Annotated in this window: 14 protein-coding genes and 1 pseudogene; 9 read left to right on the top strand and 6 right to left on the bottom strand. The window is 57.9% G+C overall.

Annotated elements, in window-relative coordinates; genetic code table 11:
• Window positions 1-117 precede the first annotated feature (117 nt).
• Genes HIJ39_RS17330 through HIJ39_RS17315 form a run of 4 tightly spaced genes read left to right on the top strand, consistent with a single transcriptional unit; the run spans window position 118 to window position 3,811 of the window.
• Window positions 118-1,626, top strand: a complete 1,509-nt coding sequence (locus HIJ39_RS17330; RefSeq protein ID WP_169101925.1) for a spore germination protein — start codon at window positions 118-120, stop codon at window positions 1,624-1,626.
• 4 nt (window positions 1,627-1,630) lie between these two features.
• Window positions 1,631-2,716, top strand: coding sequence for a Ger(x)C family spore germination protein (locus HIJ39_RS17325; RefSeq protein ID WP_169101923.1), 1,086 nt, complete (start codon window positions 1,631-1,633; stop codon window positions 2,714-2,716).
• Window positions 2,713-3,222, top strand: coding sequence for a hypothetical protein (locus HIJ39_RS17320; protein WP_169101921.1), 510 nt, complete (start codon window positions 2,713-2,715; stop codon window positions 3,220-3,222). The genes HIJ39_RS17325 and HIJ39_RS17320 overlap by 4 nt, the downstream gene beginning before the upstream one ends.
• A complete protein-coding gene (locus HIJ39_RS17315; RefSeq protein ID WP_169101919.1) occupies window positions 3,188-3,811 on the top strand; it encodes a hypothetical protein in 624 nt (207 codons plus the stop codon). The genes HIJ39_RS17320 and HIJ39_RS17315 overlap by 35 nt, the downstream gene beginning before the upstream one ends.
• A gap of 8 nt (window positions 3,812-3,819) precedes the next feature.
• Here HIJ39_RS17315 and HIJ39_RS17310 read toward each other — a convergent pair whose 3' ends face one another.
• From HIJ39_RS17310 to HIJ39_RS17290, 5 genes are all read right to left on the bottom strand, one after another.
• A complete protein-coding gene (locus tag HIJ39_RS17310; RefSeq protein ID WP_169101917.1) occupies window positions 3,820-4,527 on the bottom strand; it encodes a G5 and 3D domain-containing protein in 708 nt (235 codons plus the stop codon).
• Window positions 4,528-4,568: 41 nt separating this feature from the next.
• Entirely contained in the window at window positions 4,569-5,708 is a 1,140-nt protein-coding gene (locus HIJ39_RS17305; protein ID WP_169101915.1) for an MFS transporter, read from the bottom strand.
• 97 nt (window positions 5,709-5,805) lie between these two features.
• Complete coding sequence (locus tag HIJ39_RS17300) at window positions 5,806-6,945, bottom strand: MFS transporter (protein ID WP_169101913.1); 1,140 nt, start codon at window positions 6,943-6,945, stop codon at window positions 5,806-5,808.
• Between the two features lie 91 nt (window positions 6,946-7,036).
• Window positions 7,037-7,204 (bottom strand): hypothetical protein, encoded by a 168-nt coding sequence (locus tag HIJ39_RS17295; RefSeq protein ID WP_169101911.1) that lies wholly within the window; start codon window positions 7,202-7,204, stop codon window positions 7,037-7,039.
• 100 nt (window positions 7,205-7,304) lie between these two features.
• Window positions 7,305-8,549 carry an MFS transporter gene (locus HIJ39_RS17290; RefSeq protein ID WP_169101909.1) on the bottom strand — a complete coding sequence of 415 codons (1,245 nt, stop codon included), beginning with the start codon at window positions 8,547-8,549 and terminating at the stop codon, window positions 7,305-7,307.
• A 225-nt stretch (window positions 8,550-8,774) separates the two neighbouring features.
• Between HIJ39_RS17290 and HIJ39_RS17285 the strand changes: the two are divergent.
• Window positions 8,775-9,089: pseudogene (locus HIJ39_RS17285) on the top strand (peroxiredoxin family protein); the annotation flags it as partial.
• Here the strand turns inward: HIJ39_RS17285 and HIJ39_RS17280 are convergent.
• Entirely contained in the window at window positions 9,078-10,019 is a 942-nt protein-coding gene (locus HIJ39_RS17280; RefSeq protein WP_169101907.1) for a quinone oxidoreductase family protein, read from the bottom strand. The pseudogene HIJ39_RS17285 and the gene HIJ39_RS17280 overlap by 12 nt on opposite strands.
• Window positions 10,020-10,260: 241 nt before the next feature.
• Between HIJ39_RS17280 and HIJ39_RS17275 the strand changes: the two genes are divergently transcribed.
• The 4 genes from HIJ39_RS17275 to HIJ39_RS17260 are packed head-to-tail and all read left to right on the top strand — an operon-like array spanning window position 10,261 to window position 14,666.
• The gene (locus HIJ39_RS17275) at window positions 10,261-11,583 is read left to right on the top strand and encodes an MFS transporter (RefSeq protein WP_169101905.1); all 1,323 of its coding nucleotides are present in this window, start codon (window positions 10,261-10,263) and stop codon (window positions 11,581-11,583) included.
• Window positions 11,580-13,001, top strand: coding sequence for a class I adenylate-forming enzyme family protein (locus HIJ39_RS17270; protein ID WP_169101903.1), 1,422 nt, complete (start codon window positions 11,580-11,582; stop codon window positions 12,999-13,001). The genes HIJ39_RS17275 and HIJ39_RS17270 overlap by 4 nt, the downstream gene beginning before the upstream one ends.
• Window positions 12,998-14,137, top strand: a complete 1,140-nt coding sequence (locus tag HIJ39_RS17265) for an acyltransferase (protein WP_169101901.1) — start codon at window positions 12,998-13,000, stop codon at window positions 14,135-14,137. Before HIJ39_RS17270 ends, HIJ39_RS17265 begins: the two co-directional genes overlap by 4 nt.
• A gap of 49 nt (window positions 14,138-14,186) precedes the next feature.
• On the top strand, window positions 14,187-14,666 hold the full coding sequence (locus tag HIJ39_RS17260) for a cupredoxin domain-containing protein (protein ID WP_169101899.1): 480 nt from the start codon (window positions 14,187-14,189) through the stop codon (window positions 14,664-14,666).
• Window positions 14,667-14,945 lie beyond the last annotated feature (279 nt).

Below are 14,945 nucleotides of genomic sequence, written 5' to 3'. Positions count from 1 at the left end.
AGTTTTTATTTCGCCATCCGGGTCGCGAAGTCCTTTTTGCGCCGGATGTTCGGGACTATTCACACAAGCTGCTAGGGAACTCTGCCAATTAATGAGGGGAAAGGCAGGGTTTTCCGTATGAAAAAACCGACATGGGAACCCATCGCGGAAGAACTCTTGGTTGCTTTAGATGCTTGGTTGCCCTCGCTAAAGATGAAAGTAGCCCAGCAAGCGCTGGACAAAGGCGATTTGGCTGTTTTGGAGCGTTTGCTCAAAGAGAAGCAGAAAGTTGCCCCGGACTTGGTGGTTGAGTTGCTTCCGGAAAGTAGCGGTTCCCTGCTGATGGTCTATATTGACGGACTGGTCGATTCTGAACGGCTCACGACCATCACGACCACCAGCGGAAGTGTGGTGGAAGCCTTTGCGCGCAGCGGCGCGTCCTCAAAAAAGGTGGGACAATGGGATGAGGTTGTTACTAGTTTCTTGTCCGGGGAGGTCGCCCTACTAAGGCAGACCGTGCCAGGCGCATTGCTCGTCGACTTACAAAAATCTCCGCATCGGGCGGTGGACATACCCCATACGGAACAGAGCATACGAGGGCCCCAGGAGGCCTTTGTGGAGACTTCCACAATCAAGCTGGCCCAAATCCGCCGCCGCCTCCCGGCTCCGAATTTGGCCGTAGAGACCATTCCCATCGGTCGGCGTGCGCCCGTGCCTTGCCACGTGGTCTATATCGATGGGCTTGCCTCGCGCACGGTGGTGGACACGGTGCGGCGCCGCCTTCAAGCGCTTGATCTGGACACTGCCACCAATGCCACGCGCATCGGAAGCCTGATTCGGGACCATAGCTGGGCGCTCTTTCCCACGGTGCGCTATAGCGAGCGGGTCGACCTGGTCACATTACACTTGCAAAGCGGCAAGGTTGCCATATTGGTGGCTGGGGATCCTTTTGTGATTACCGTACCGGCGACGTTGGCCGACTTTTACCGAACCACCGCCGACTACTCAACCACCTGGTATGACGCGTCCTTTGTACGGATGATCCGGTGGTTGGCGTGGGGCTTTGGTATATTCTTGCCCGGCCTTTACATCGCGTTGACCGAAGTAAATCCCGACCTCATTTCGCCGTCATTGTTCGATATTGTGTCGGGCAGCCATACTGGTCTTCCGTTTACACCCTTCGTGGAAGTGTTGGTCATGATTTTAGTGATTGAAATTCTTCGGGAAGCGGCTTTGCGTCTTCCCACCATTCTCGCCTCCACCATTGGCACGGTGGGCGCCATCGTGGTGGGAACCTCGGTCGTTAAGGCCGGGTTTGTCAGCGCCCAAATCATTGTGGTCATGACCTTTACCGCCCTCAGCCTTTTCAGCGGCCCCGCCTATGAGCTCTTATCCAGCTGGCGGATTATGAACTGGCTCATGCTCTTGAGCGCATTTCTGCTCGGTGTGTATGGCATGTTGGTGAGCACGCTGTGGCTTTCCGTGGAGTTGGTCAGCCTGACCTCCTTTGGCGTTCCCTATTTCGTACCCATGAGCCCCTGGCGACCTAAGGATTGGGGCGATTACTTGTGGCGCGCGCCTTGGAAGCGGTTGATACGGAGGACCACAGACTCGCGCGGTCAAGATTTGCGCTGGATGGATTCGTGACGCCATGAAAATCTGGGTACGGGTGACGCTTCTTATAACGCTGATGGTCAGCCTGACCGGCTGCTGGGATCAGCACCCGGTGGAGTTCCGGGCGGCGGTGGCCGCCATCGCCGTGGACCCCACCGCCAAGGCCGGGGAGTATGCGTTCACGTTTCTCTTTCCCAATATCACGGTCACAGCTACGAGCATAGCGGAAACGGCCTCCAACCAGCAATTTTATGCAATCCACGTCCGGGCGCCAACCTTGGTCCGAGCTATTACCTCGGTGCAGCGACGCCATAGCCGATCCCTGTATCTCGGCCAAATCCGGGTGCTGTACCTCTCCACCCAACTGCCCGTATCGATGTGGCAGCAAACCTTAAAGGAATCGGCCGATTCCGGACGCTTTGTGCTGACCTTTTGGGTTGTCGGCGCGCCCAAGGCCGGTGATGCCCTCCTCGTCACGCCGCCCACGGAAGTTGTCCCCGACGTTGTTCTGTATCGCGCCCTCAATAGCCGAATTCAGCCGGACCACTGGCCCGGGCGGGCATGGAGGCTCTGGCGTGATATGGTGACGCCCGGCGTATCGCCCGCCGTCATCGATGTTCACCCCCACGGCGATCAAATTGCGATTCACCAGTTGGCGGTGATTGGAAATCATGTGGTCCTTTGGAGTCCCATGGCAAGCACTGGGTGGGCATATCTCACCGGGCGCGTCATTCGTGAGGCAGCCACGGTCAAAGTGGGCGGACACTCCCTGACGGTCGGGCTCATCCATGGGCGAACCAGACTCCGTGTGGTGAAAAGTAGCGGCCAGTTTGTCGTCAAAGCGCGTCTTGTCTATACCGGGGAATTAGTGGGCAACGTGAGTGGTGCTGGCGACAGCATTGAGGAAGAGCGGCAGGTGGAAGCGGCGGTGGTGCACCACATCCAAGGCCAGGTGTTGGACGCCTGGCACACAGCGCTTAAGACGCACACGGACCCGATGGGATTTCATCGCCTCGGAAATTGGGAAAATGCGACCATCCCAGCCGACGCCCACGACTGGGCTCATTGGGCCCTCGATCTCAAGGTCCGCTTCACTTTGCGCGATGAAGGCGTGCTGCGATGACTGGGGTAAAATTAAATTCCGTGGCCCTCATGTGGATTGCGTTTGCGAGTGTCGTGTCCGATGGCCTCTTTGTGTGGCCTTTGCATATTGTGATCGCCGCCGGCCAAAATGCGGGAATAGCGGTACTGGTGGGGGCACTATGGGTCTTGGCCGTGGCCGCTCTAAGCAACCTGCAGCCATCCGATGCGGGATTTTGGCCGACCGTCTTCAAAGGATTGAATGCGGTGGGGCTGCTCGGCGTGCTGATTCTGGATGGCGTGATGCTCGTTGAGCTCTTTGGCATGCTGCAAACCTTCTTCTACTTTGATACCCCACGTTGGGCTCTCGAAGTTCCGCTTATCCTGGCGGTGGCCGTCGCGACCCAACGCCGAGGGGCGATACCATGGCGCGTTGTAACTCTCTGGGTGCCGATATTGGCGGCGGGCGCCGTGTGGCATCGCCGGCATCACAGTCCACCACTTTCGTGTCATCGTGCCCAATACCGTCATCGCTCTAGACCCGATTGACCATGCGCTGGGGATCGTGACTTATGTGGGGATGTCGGTTGGCATCACGCTTCGCATCGCGGGGCGCATCCTGGCCGAGCCGCCTGGATGGCGGATGCGTGTTGTCGCGGCCGCGGTGCCAGTGGCATTCTTTGCGATGCTTTACGCTCTTGCCATGGGAGCGCTGGGGCCCATAGCCATCACCCATGTTCGGTGGCCGCTCGTCTTTGTGCTCGACCATGTGACGCTCGACAGCACCTTTTTCTTGTCCCGAATCGGCATCCTCGTGGTCTTCAGCTGGACCGTGGGCGTCGCCACCGGCCTCATCGTCCATGTGCGCATGGCCCAATTGTCGGTGGGGCGCTGGCCCAGGATGGCCCGGTGGATCTCGCCCACCGTGGTGTTGTGCTGGTTCGTGGCCGACCTCATCATTCCGTCGCCCCATACCGCCACGGAGCTCATTTTACGCTGGGTTAACCCCGGGGCAACCGTGTATCTGGTTCTCGAAATGCTGGTTCTGATAGCCTCCCACATTTTCGCGCGCTCTAAAAAAGCCCGGGAGCCCGCAGCGCAGCCAGGCGGAACAGTGCCGGAAACCTCCGAGTCCTGATTGAAATCTTATCCGTGGAAATTTGGCGGGGGCGTGGTTAGGACATAGACTTTATGAAACTGAATGCCGTACATGGCTATGCGCAGCGCGGACTCATTGAAGAACAGGTCGACATGATCGCCAAACACGGCCGATCCAGTATCAACTGCCCGTGCCGGCCCATATCCACCAATATAAAGATAGGTGCCCAACGGAATGACACTCGGGTCCACCGCCACGTCCCCTGGTTTCAAGGGCTGGCCATTCCAAGCCGCCACCGCTCCCGACGGTCCATTCATCGCATAGGAGGCGTTGTAGGCGGTCGTCATCATGGTCATGACCCGATCATAGCGATACTTGACCCCATGGACCACCAGCGTATGCACAGGCGCGGTCCCTTCAGCCACTGTCGCGGGGAATGGCGGCGACACCGTCGCCTTCGCCGAGCCGACAGACATCACCGTACCTTCCGTTCCCGGATGCAGCACATCCCGTTGACCTTTCGGCATGGCATTGTCCTTCACGGTTTTGACGGGGTAAGGCACCGCTTTAAATAACCCGTGGTGCCAAGCCACCCCACCGGGAAGCCATGGCCAGGCCGGGATGCCGCCGGTTGCGGAGAGCTCGGTCGGCGAGGTAAACCCGGCACTATGCCCAGAACGACTAGGCCACCATGCCAATACGGCGGCGGCCAGTCCCACACCCGCTACGCTGAATGCCCATGATGCCCGGCGCATAGGTCACCTCCTCAGGAATAGCTTTTGCCGTGCACAAAAACTTATCCCTTCGGGGCGTTCACATCGGGACTGCCGGGGAGAAAGCGCCAGAGGAGAAGTGCGAACCCCGACAGGAGCGCAGCGCCCTCAAACAGCGGCCGCGGTGAATGGGCAAAAACCGGCGCCATGACGGGAGACAAAATCGCTACAAGACCTGCTGTCACCACACCAATCCACCCTTGTACGTCGACGCGTATCGCGTCCGGAAGCCAAGACATCCAAAAACTTGTGTGGCTGGTCCAAAACTGACTTTGACCGGCGATTATGAGTGCCCAGGCCGCCATCACCCACCAAAAATGACCGGAGCGGCTTAGCGCTAAGATGAGAAACCCGAGACCCAACCATAAGATGGCCAATCCGGTCAAAATACGGCTATGGCGGCCGTCGGTGCGCGATTGGACCACCAACAGAGACAAGGCGGATACGAGGGCTGCCAAGGGAAGCCAGGCCAGCCGCTCCGGCAGGAGGTGCGCCCCGCGTGGCGACACCAATGCTAACGGCGCCAAGTTCGTAAACAACACCAGCGGGACTTGAATCATAATGCGAAGCCCGGCTAGCACCGCCCCGGTTCCCGCTAATCCCTGACGCAAATGGGCAGCCAAAGCCGAAAGGCGCTCGTGCTGCGGCGCGTTGGATTCGGGACGGGCCTCCTTCAACAAGATGAGCCGAGTCAGCCAGGCGGTCGCCACCGCCGGCCAGACAATCCATAAGAAATGGTGGCCCGTATAGACCACGCCATGCCGGGCAATCCAGCCCCGCATCAGAGGGAGAACCAGCCCCCCGAGAACCGTGGCCAGTTGCAGCAGGAAGAAATACCGCGGCAGTCGGACCGGATCTTCACCGGCGCTGAAAAGACTATTCCAGGCCGGTCCCACAAACCCCATGGCCTGATTGAGAACCATGGCCAGTGCAAGCCATAGCGGGTTATGACTCAGCGCCCAAACGCCGAGCACCACCACCCAGCCCAGGAAGTCCCCGCCCATAATGCTGGCCTTCCGCCCGATGCGACGGGCCAGCGCGCCCGAAAGTCCCAGACCTAGCACCTGCACAAAGGCGCCAATGCCCAAGGCCAGGCCCACCTCATGGGGCGCCAGGTGCTCATCCACGAGGAACAACGTCAAGTATGAACCCATCCAGGCCATGGCAACCGACCAAGGACACTCGCTGAGGAGAAAAACTTGAGCGTTGGAAAGCGTACGCATTCATTGATAATAGCAGGTTTCGCCACAATCCGGCGGTCTATTGCGCCGTTGTCTGTGGCTGGGGGAGACGGCGGGCAGTCAAATAGAGCAGAACCGGAACCAGCGACCAGAGGCCCAGTGTCCACCGGAGCGCCCTCAAGTCCTGCTTGCCGACGAGAGTCACGATGAGCAACACAATGCCCAAACTCATCAGGCGGCCAACGTTGATCCACACCTCCTTCGCTCCGGTGAGGCCCATGCGGTCCGCATCGTTCTGACTGTGACGGCCGATGGTGTCCAGTGCCGCCGATTCCAGCCGAACCTTAAACGAGGGATAGGAAAGCGCGATGGCGGCACCCAATAAGAAGAGCACCCAGGCGTTAAGCGGGAGAAAGATTACCCCGAGTGCAGTGAGGGCTACCAGCGTGGCAATGAAGAGGCCTTTGTCGCCCGAAAGGGCATGGGACCATCGAGTCAGGGCCCAAAACACCACTCCTTCAATGGCGGCCTGCATAGCCGAAAAGGTTCCTAAAAGGACGGCATTGTTTGTCACAATAAAGAGAAGCAAACTTGGCACAAAAAAGTACAGTCCATCCCGCATCCCCAGCGCCCAAAAGCTCCAGCCTAAGCGCCGCCATTCGGGAATAATGGCGGTCGATACGGATTGAGACGCTGGCAAGTCCTCCGCCCTGATACGATGATGGGCTGTAAGGATAAGCCAGGCACAGGCAAGCAAGGCGACAAAGGCGATGAAAAAGACGGTGCGATACCCCGTCAGGCCCGGCAAAGCTTGAATAATCCAGCCGCTTAAAGGCGGGGCCAGAAGACCCAAGATCGCTTCTAGCGTCCCGGTCCAACTGTTGTACCAGGACGCTTGGCCGGATTCCACCCAAGAAGAGGCTAAGACAAAGAGACTGAGCCAATAGAAGCTGGAGGAGAGCCCGTCGAGAATGGCCAAGGGCACAAAGAATTCGCGAGTTTTGGTCTTTAGTATTAATAACAGCGCTAGATAAAGAGCGTTAAGAATAATCCCCAGGGTCATCAGCGCTGGGCTAGAAACCCGGCCGCGGATTTTAGAGGCCAGGCCGAAAACGGTCACCATGGCCACGAATAAAAGCGCGTAGAAGAGAAGGATAGGGCGTAGTCCCGTACCAATATCCCAGAACCAAGCCCCGACGAAATTGGACGCTAGGAACATCGCCAGCGTCCACCCGGTTTGGATTAGAAAAAGCCGTGTGACAGGCTCCAGCCGAATTCTCACCGTGTTATTGTACCACGGCTAACCGCCATTAACCGGCCTGAGAATGGGACCCGCCTTTCATGCCAAGAGCCGCGTCTGCCCGTCGCAACACGCGGAGGATTTGATCCCAAGATACCGTTTCACCAAGAATCTGCCGCACTAAGACAACTTGGGCCAACGTACGGATTTTGCGCTGTTCATTCTCGCAAATCATCATCAGCACCTCCCCGATCCTTGTCTTGCTCAGGCTAACACCCAATCATTGCAAAGTTGTTTCGGCTGAATAGATCATTCGCAAAGATTGAAGCTTTTCCAGCCTAGTCCATCCCGGTTGATGTTAATGGGGTAGGCCGAGCGTCCTCGAGTGCCCCGGGCACCCGCCACAAGAAGACACAAAATAGAACCCCGGAAACGCCCCCCAAAACCCAAGCCCAGACTTCAGGAAGCACATGCCAGAAGAGACCGGCCGCCAGCGACCCGAGCGGATTGGCCAGGGAGAACAACGTCATGATGAGGCCGAACACCCGACCTCTCATTTCCACCGGAATGAGACGCTGCATCCAGGTAAAACTGAGGGCGTTGCCGACCCCGTTGAAAATTCCCGCCACCAGCAAGACACCGGCCGACACGGCCGGCCAGGGCACAAATCCAAACGCCAACAGCAAAAGACTTTGGATTAAAAAGGCCAGTGTCAAGGAACTTTTCAGCGGCATCCGCCCAAAACGCCCGCTAAGAACGCTGCCCACAACCACTCCCAACGCCCAGGCAGCGTCAATAATGCCGTACCATAACGCCGTACCGTGCAGGTGAATGTGTACCCATGCGGGCAACATGACGAAAGCGGCCATGAAGGCGAAATTTATCAGAATGATGAAGGGCAAGAGACGACTAAGCACCGGGAGGCTCCCGAAAGCAGATAACCCTTCCTTGAAGCTGGTGAAGAATGCTGTTTTCGGCTGCCGTTCAGTACTAGCGTCCATCTGACGGCCAGGCCGGGTCACGGTCCGCATCATGAGCCAAATAGCGAGTGCCGAAATCCAAAAAGAGGCCATATCCAGACTGAATACCACCGAGACCCCGATGGCCGCCACGGCCGCGCCCCCTAAAGCAGACCCCACAGCCGACGACAACTGGCTGGTCAAAGAATAGAGCCCGTTGGCCTGGGTCAAATCCACCTCTTGGACTATATGCGGCACCACCACCGACTCCGCTGGGCCAAAAAACGCCACCCCCAGCGCGTTGATCGCCAAGAGCACAATGACCACCCATACCAGGGATCCAGGAATGGTGAGCGCAAAGAGCCCCAGCAATACCGCCGCGCCACGCATCAGATCGGTGATAAGCATCACCCGCCGGGCATCCAGACGATCCACCAACACTCCGCCGAATAACCCGAGCATTGCCGGGACCGTAATCGCCAAGCCGGCGATAGATAGCAAAAACGGGGACTTTAACTGAATTTCCCAAAGTCCTAGAATATAAAAGACAGCGTTCCCCAGTTGTGACAGCAACTGGCCGGACCAAAGCCAGCGAAAACCGGGATATTTCACAAAGATTCCCATGGTCTCCTCCATACGAAGAAAATTGATTATCGATAAGTTAATAATGTTAAATCCAATATAAACGTATTTAGCGAAGATCACAACAAAATTGGAGGATTAGATATGGAACTTCCACATTTTGCGGCCCATGATTTGTCCGGGTCTCCGGTTTCGGCCGATCGGTTGCGCGAACGCTTGCCGCTCATGATCTTGTTGTTGCGGGGACTTGCCTGACCCTATTGCCGTCGCGAGCTCGGAGAGCTTGAGGAGAAGCAGCATCTTTTCGAAAACCAGGGCATTAGCGTATTGGTGATCGCGCCCGATGCGCCGGATCGGGTCCAGCGTTATTGGCGCGATCACCAGTTGAACTTCTGGGCCATAGCCGATCCCGGCGGCGACCTATTAAGCCGCTTTGGCCAACAGGTGTCCTGGCTGAAGTTGGGCCGCATGCCTGGTCTTCTCTTGTTTGATCGTTCCGGGTGCTTGGTGTATCAGCATCACGGACAATCCATGCGCGATTTGCCCAACTGGGATGCGGTGATAGCCGCCCTAGGGAATTAGGACCCATTTCCCATGGGTTCCATGCTTCAAATTTTGATAGACGTCCACGGCGTCATCCAACCGTGCCTCAGAAATGGGCAGGCCGGCCAATGCCCCGGAGACGATCCCGTACACAATACGGCTTAATATGTTGCGGCTGTCCTCGGGAACGAATTTGAGGCTGTCGACCCCCAGTAGCGTTTGTTGCTGATGATAAAAATCTAATATAGGAAGGCTGACCAGCGGGTGGCTGGGCGAGGCGATAGCCGCCATCCGCCCTCGATATCCCAGTGCCTGCTGGCATTCTCGAAAGACCTCCCCGCCGACCATGTCCAAAATGACGTCTGCGCCCCGTCCTTCGGTCATAGCTAAGGCCTCGTCCGCCCAACCGGGTCGGAGCTTCACCCACTCTACGCCTTCCATGGGATCGGGGTCGCCATGGCTCACACCAATCATGCGGGCCCCCGCCCAATGGCCAATCTGAAGCGCTGCCGTGGCCACCGCCCCGCGTCCCCCGGTGATGATCGCTGTATCCCCGGGTTCAAGATGCGCTGCCGCAATTAGAGCCTGCCAGGCGGTGGTGTAAGGGACGCCCAACGCCCCGGCTTGGGACGGCGAAATACTGTCTGGCCTTTTAACCAATCCGGCAATTGGCACCACGACCGTGTCGGCGTGCGTGCCCGGACGGGTAAATCCCAAGGACGCCACCGACCCAAATACCGGCTGGCCTTTCCACTCGTCCGGGCCCTCGATGACCGTGCCGGCGAAATCCCGCCCCGGAATGCAGGGAAAGATCGTGACGGGAAAGCGACCGTCAACATTGTTCATGTCGCTGGGATTGATGCCGGCCGCTTCAACGCGTACCAGCACCTCGCCCGGTCCGGGCTTCGGAATCTCAACCTCTTGGATTGTCAACGGTTCGCCCGGATCCTTAGCATATAAAGCTCGCATCGGTCTCCTCCCCTTCTACGCCGTCATTCTAGCAAATGAAAAAGTCACCTCAAAGAAAGGCCTTCTCAACGGAACACTTACGCGAGCAACCTTCCTGCACTTCCGTTCCCAAAATCTGATAGCCGATAGGGTGTGGCGCCCCTATGCACCTATACGCCTTCTCCACGAGTCAACCAACCTCTGGTGATATTTTTCTCCCCTCGGGAGACATTAGGGTTGAAGCACAGGGAGGTGAAAACCGGTGAAGGCTTGGTCCATGACCCGCGAGCAAACCTTCTGGCTGTTTCTCGCCGCTCTCGCATGGCTCATCGAATCCTATGACATCGGACTGACCAGCGTCATTCTTCTCCCGTTTAAAACACTGTTTCATCTCACGGCAGACGCCCGAGGACTATTGGTTATAGCTCCCACGATAGGCATCGTGCTGGGCGTGGTGCCCTCAGGAATGGCGGCGGACTTACTGGGGCGAAAAACACTCTTTGCCTGGGCGATGCTTTGGTACTCGGTCTGGACTGTTCTGGCGGGCTTTTCCTCCTCGTGGAGAGTCTTGGCCCTCATGCGCATGGCAGCTGGACTGGGGCTGGGCGCCATGTTCCCGATGCCCTATACCCTCTTGGCGGAGCTCAGTCCAGCAAAGATCCGCGGCCGTATTGCCGGCATTTTGGATGCCTTTTTGTCTCTCGGCTATTTCGCGGCACCACTAGCCGGAGCGGTCATCGCCCGCCACGTCGGTCTCAATACCGGGTGGCGTTTACTCTTTTTTGCTGGCGGCATCGGAATCGTTTACGCTGGCCTTTTGGCAGTCTGGCTTCCCGAATCTCCGCGCTGGCTATTAGCCAACGGTCGTGCTGAGGAAGCCAAAACCATCCTTGCACGGATTGGGCAGCCTCTTGCGTCACACCCCCTCTCCCACCCGGCGTATCGCTTTTCCGCCGCATTTCAAGGCGTATACCGGCAGCGTACCGCTATGCTATGGGTAGCGTTTCCGAGCATCCTTTTTCTCTTTTACGCCATCATGAACTTCATGCCCTCCGTACTATCCACGGAGCACTTGACCGATGAAGCGGCCCTGAACTTCTCAGCTTACATCATGGCCGCTTCCATTCCGGGAAAGCTCTTTGAGGCCTGGCTGGTGGAACAGGTGGGACGAAAAACTCTTATCGTCGGGTTCGCGGCAGCCGCCTCGCTGGCGGCACTCATCTTTCCCTTAGTCCACGGCCCCCTGCCCTTATTGTTGCTCGGCATGGCGCTGGCATTCTTCGGCATTGCGGTTGACCCAGCCATGAAAATATACGCGGCCGAGCAATATCCGACCACCTTTCGGGCGACCGGCGTGGGAATGGCCGAGGGCGTGGCGCGCCTCTTTGGCGGCGCCTTAGCCCCTTATATTTTCAGCTTTTTGTTGGCGATGTGGGGCGTCCCCGGGAGCTTCGCGTTCGTCGCCTTAGTGGGATTTGCTGGGGCGGTGGCGGTCGGTCTCTGGGGCCAGGAAACCCGGGGACTGCCACTCCCCGACTTTCCTATCCCCACCACGAAGCTGAAAAGGAGGAATCGGCTGCCATGATGGTACACGCCCAATACCAGTCCTTAGCGGAAGCGCTGTCCGAACGCACGGACAAACGTCTGTTTCTCGCCCTGCCGGATGGCCGCCGCTGGTCCTATGCCAGCCTTCTCGGGGAGGTGCAGGAGCGGCAACGTCTTTTAGAACAATGGAATGTCAAGCCCGGCCATCGCGTCGCCCTCAAGCTTGAGGATTCGGCCGAATTCATCTTGTGGTTTTTGGCCCTTTTATCGGCTGACCATATCGTCGTCCCCGTTGATCCTCAGGCGCCCAGTTCCGACCTCGAGCGGACCCTTAGCCGGACAGGATCCGTCTGGTTGTTGGACGAAGGCCAAATGCCCCGCCTCTTGGCCGACCCCGAGGGGCGAAGCTCTCTCAACCAGGGCGGCCTCATTCTCCTGACCTCCGGATCCACCGGCGACCCGAAGCCGGTCGGGTTGCCCTGGCACTCACTCTGGCATACGGCGGGACAGGTTGTCCGGGCTCACCAATTACGCCCCCAAGACATCGGGTTTTCACCCCTGCCGCTCTTTCACATCAATGGGCTGGTCGTCGGCGTATTGTCCGCCATTCGCGCCGGGTCCACTCTCATTGCCCCGGGCCGTTTTCATGCTTCGGATTTTTGGGAGGTCACGGATGCATTCGACGCCACCTGGATCAACGCCGTACCGGCCTTAATCGGGGTGCTGGCAGGTCGGCCCGAGCGTCCCCGCCATCCTAGCAGGATTCGCTTCATGCGCTCCGCCTCGGCGCCGCTCTCCGCGGCACTTCGTCGAACCGCCGAATCGCTGTTTCAGATTCCCATTGTCGAGACCTATGGCATGACCGAAGCATCGAGTCAAATCACCGCTAATCCCCTGCCTCAACAAGGCCTGCGCTCAGGAACGGTGGGCATTCCCTGGGGGATCGAGCTGCGCATTGTCAACAAAAAATCCGAACCCCTAGAGGCCGGCAAGCGCGGCTACGTTGAAATTCGTGGTCCAGGCGTCATTGATCCGGATTGGGGCCCTAACCGATGGGCGGCCGCTTCCATGACGGACGGTTGGTACCGAACTGGTGACGTGGGCCGTGTGGATTCCGAGGGCTATCTCTATCTTATCGGGCGTAGTCGCGATGTGATTAATCGTGGCGGTGAGAAGGTCTTTCCCCGTGAGGTGGAAGAGTGGCTACTCGCCTGTCCTGATGTTGGGGAAGCGGTGGTGTTGGGAGAGCCACACGCTGTATTGGGAGAAGAGCCAGTAGCCTATGTGGCGCCCGTCCCGGGAAAACATTTAAGTGAAGAAGGACTGAAAGCCTGGGCGGAGCACGGTCTGGCCAAATTCAAACGCCCCACGGCGTTTGTCATTATGCCGCACTTGCCACGCGGGTCGACCGGCAAAGTCCTTAAAAACGCTTTGCGCCGACGGCAATCACCCTCATGAGCGGTGTGCCGAAAAAGCCCTATGTTGAAGCTGCGGATTTCGTGCGCGCCGCCACGGTGGTACCAATGATTAGCGTGCACACCACCTGGTATATGGCCAACGGCGGCCATTGGGTCGGTTCCGGAGCCGCCTTGGCACTCCTTCACTACACCCGAGAATCCTTCATGGCCCTCACCGGTTTTGTGCTAACGTATTCGCTGTTTGGCAAATCCATCGCCTGGGTTCCGGTGTTGTGGCGGCGCTATCGGTTGGTGCTCTTCCCATACCTGCTGTGGAGTGCCGCCTACATGCTAATATTCCGCCACTTCACCAGTCCCTTGGAGTTCTTGCAGCACTATGGCCGCAATCTTTTGGATGGCGGCGCCTGGTTTCATCTGTACTACCTCTTGGTCACGATGCAATTCTATCTCCTCCTGCCCCTCTATCTTGCCCTCATGCGGGTGGCCAAGCGTCATCCCTGGGTCGTTTTTTCCCTGGCTGCCACCTTTCAACTGCTGCTCATGGCTTATGACCAATATGGCATCGGTCATCGCCGTGGCTTAAACGCTTATACCGGCGAGGAAGTGTGGAGCTACACGTTCTATTTCGTGGCAGGCGGCCTCGGCGCTCTCTTTTGGCGCGAGACCGCCGTCTGGCTGAATCAGCGGTTCCGCCTGGTGCTGTTCGGAGCTCTGGCCGCCGCCGCGCTGATGATAGCGCAGTTCTTTGCCCAAACTTTCCTCGGTCATCACATGGCCAAAGCGGATGCCGTACTGCAGCCCGCCATGGTGCCCTGGGCGTTCGCTGTCATTGTCCTCTTAGCGGCCATTGGGGTGCGCTATGAAGAGCGGCGGCGCCGTGGAACGGACCGCTGCCCGCTGATTAAGATATTTGCCAACCTGTCCTTCGGTATGTATCTTGTTCATCCGATGCTGCTGCAATGGTGGACCGACCTCTTGGCCCGCCTGCATTGGTATCATCCCTCGGTTTGGCTTGACGGCATCACAATGGTTCTGCTGGTATCCGCCTCCACGCTGGCAGCTTGGGCCATTTCCCGCACCCCAGTGAGTCCTTGGATTATTGGACGCGCGGCACTCCCGCCTGGGGTGGGCAAGGAGATTCGCCGACCGCGGGTTAAGAAGCGGACCGCCGACTGAGATGCATAGCGAATGTCGACCGGCGGACACTAACAACCGGAGGTGAACCATGAAAGACGACGAACAGCAGCATCAGGCACTAACTCAAGAGGCACTCTCCACCGACCATCCAAGTGATATCAGCGTACATCGCGAGGAGAGCCGCTTGGTGGTGCAGATGAAAAGCGTGGATCTGGAGATCGGCGCCCATTCTCTGGAGGAAGGGACCGGCGCATTCCATATTGGCGGTCTCGACGACCCTCGGATTATCATCCCTGAGGGATGCGAAGTAACGCTGACCTTTCATAATTGGGACAGCACACAGCCCCATGGTTGGCGCCTCATCGATGCCCGACCACCCTTCGCCTATCCGGGCGAATTGACCAATATGGCGCCAGCCTTTCCGGGTGCAGACGTTAAGGCGGGTCCAAACGAAACCGCGACGGCCCGTTTTACCGCTAGCCGACCCGGCTTTTACACGTACTTTTGCCCCGAACCCGAGCATACCCAAGTCGGCCAATACGGAAGCGTGGAAGTGACCCATTCCTAAGAGCCCGAACAGCCCCGAAGACTACCCTTCGGGGCTCTTCTATTGCGGCTAAATTCGACGCGCTTCGGCATAAATATTCAAACCTGGAAAAGTCGAACAAATGCCACTCGAACCCCTATTAATTTCCGGTTAAGATTCCCAAAGGCCCTTGAATTCCCCTATGGGGCGACGTTATGATTCCTACAGCACCTAAGCAACAGGATTGAGGGTTTTTCATAACTGGACAAATCACGGCTGTGGATAAGTGCTCCCCCTTGATGATGCCCTTTCCAACGTTCT

It is taken from the genome of Sulfobacillus harzensis, from assembly GCF_012933365.1.
Taxonomy (GTDB): Bacteria; Bacillota; Sulfobacillia; order Sulfobacillales; family Sulfobacillaceae; genus Sulfobacillus_B; species Sulfobacillus_B harzensis.
This window is presented reverse-complemented; position numbering and strand designations above follow the sequence as displayed.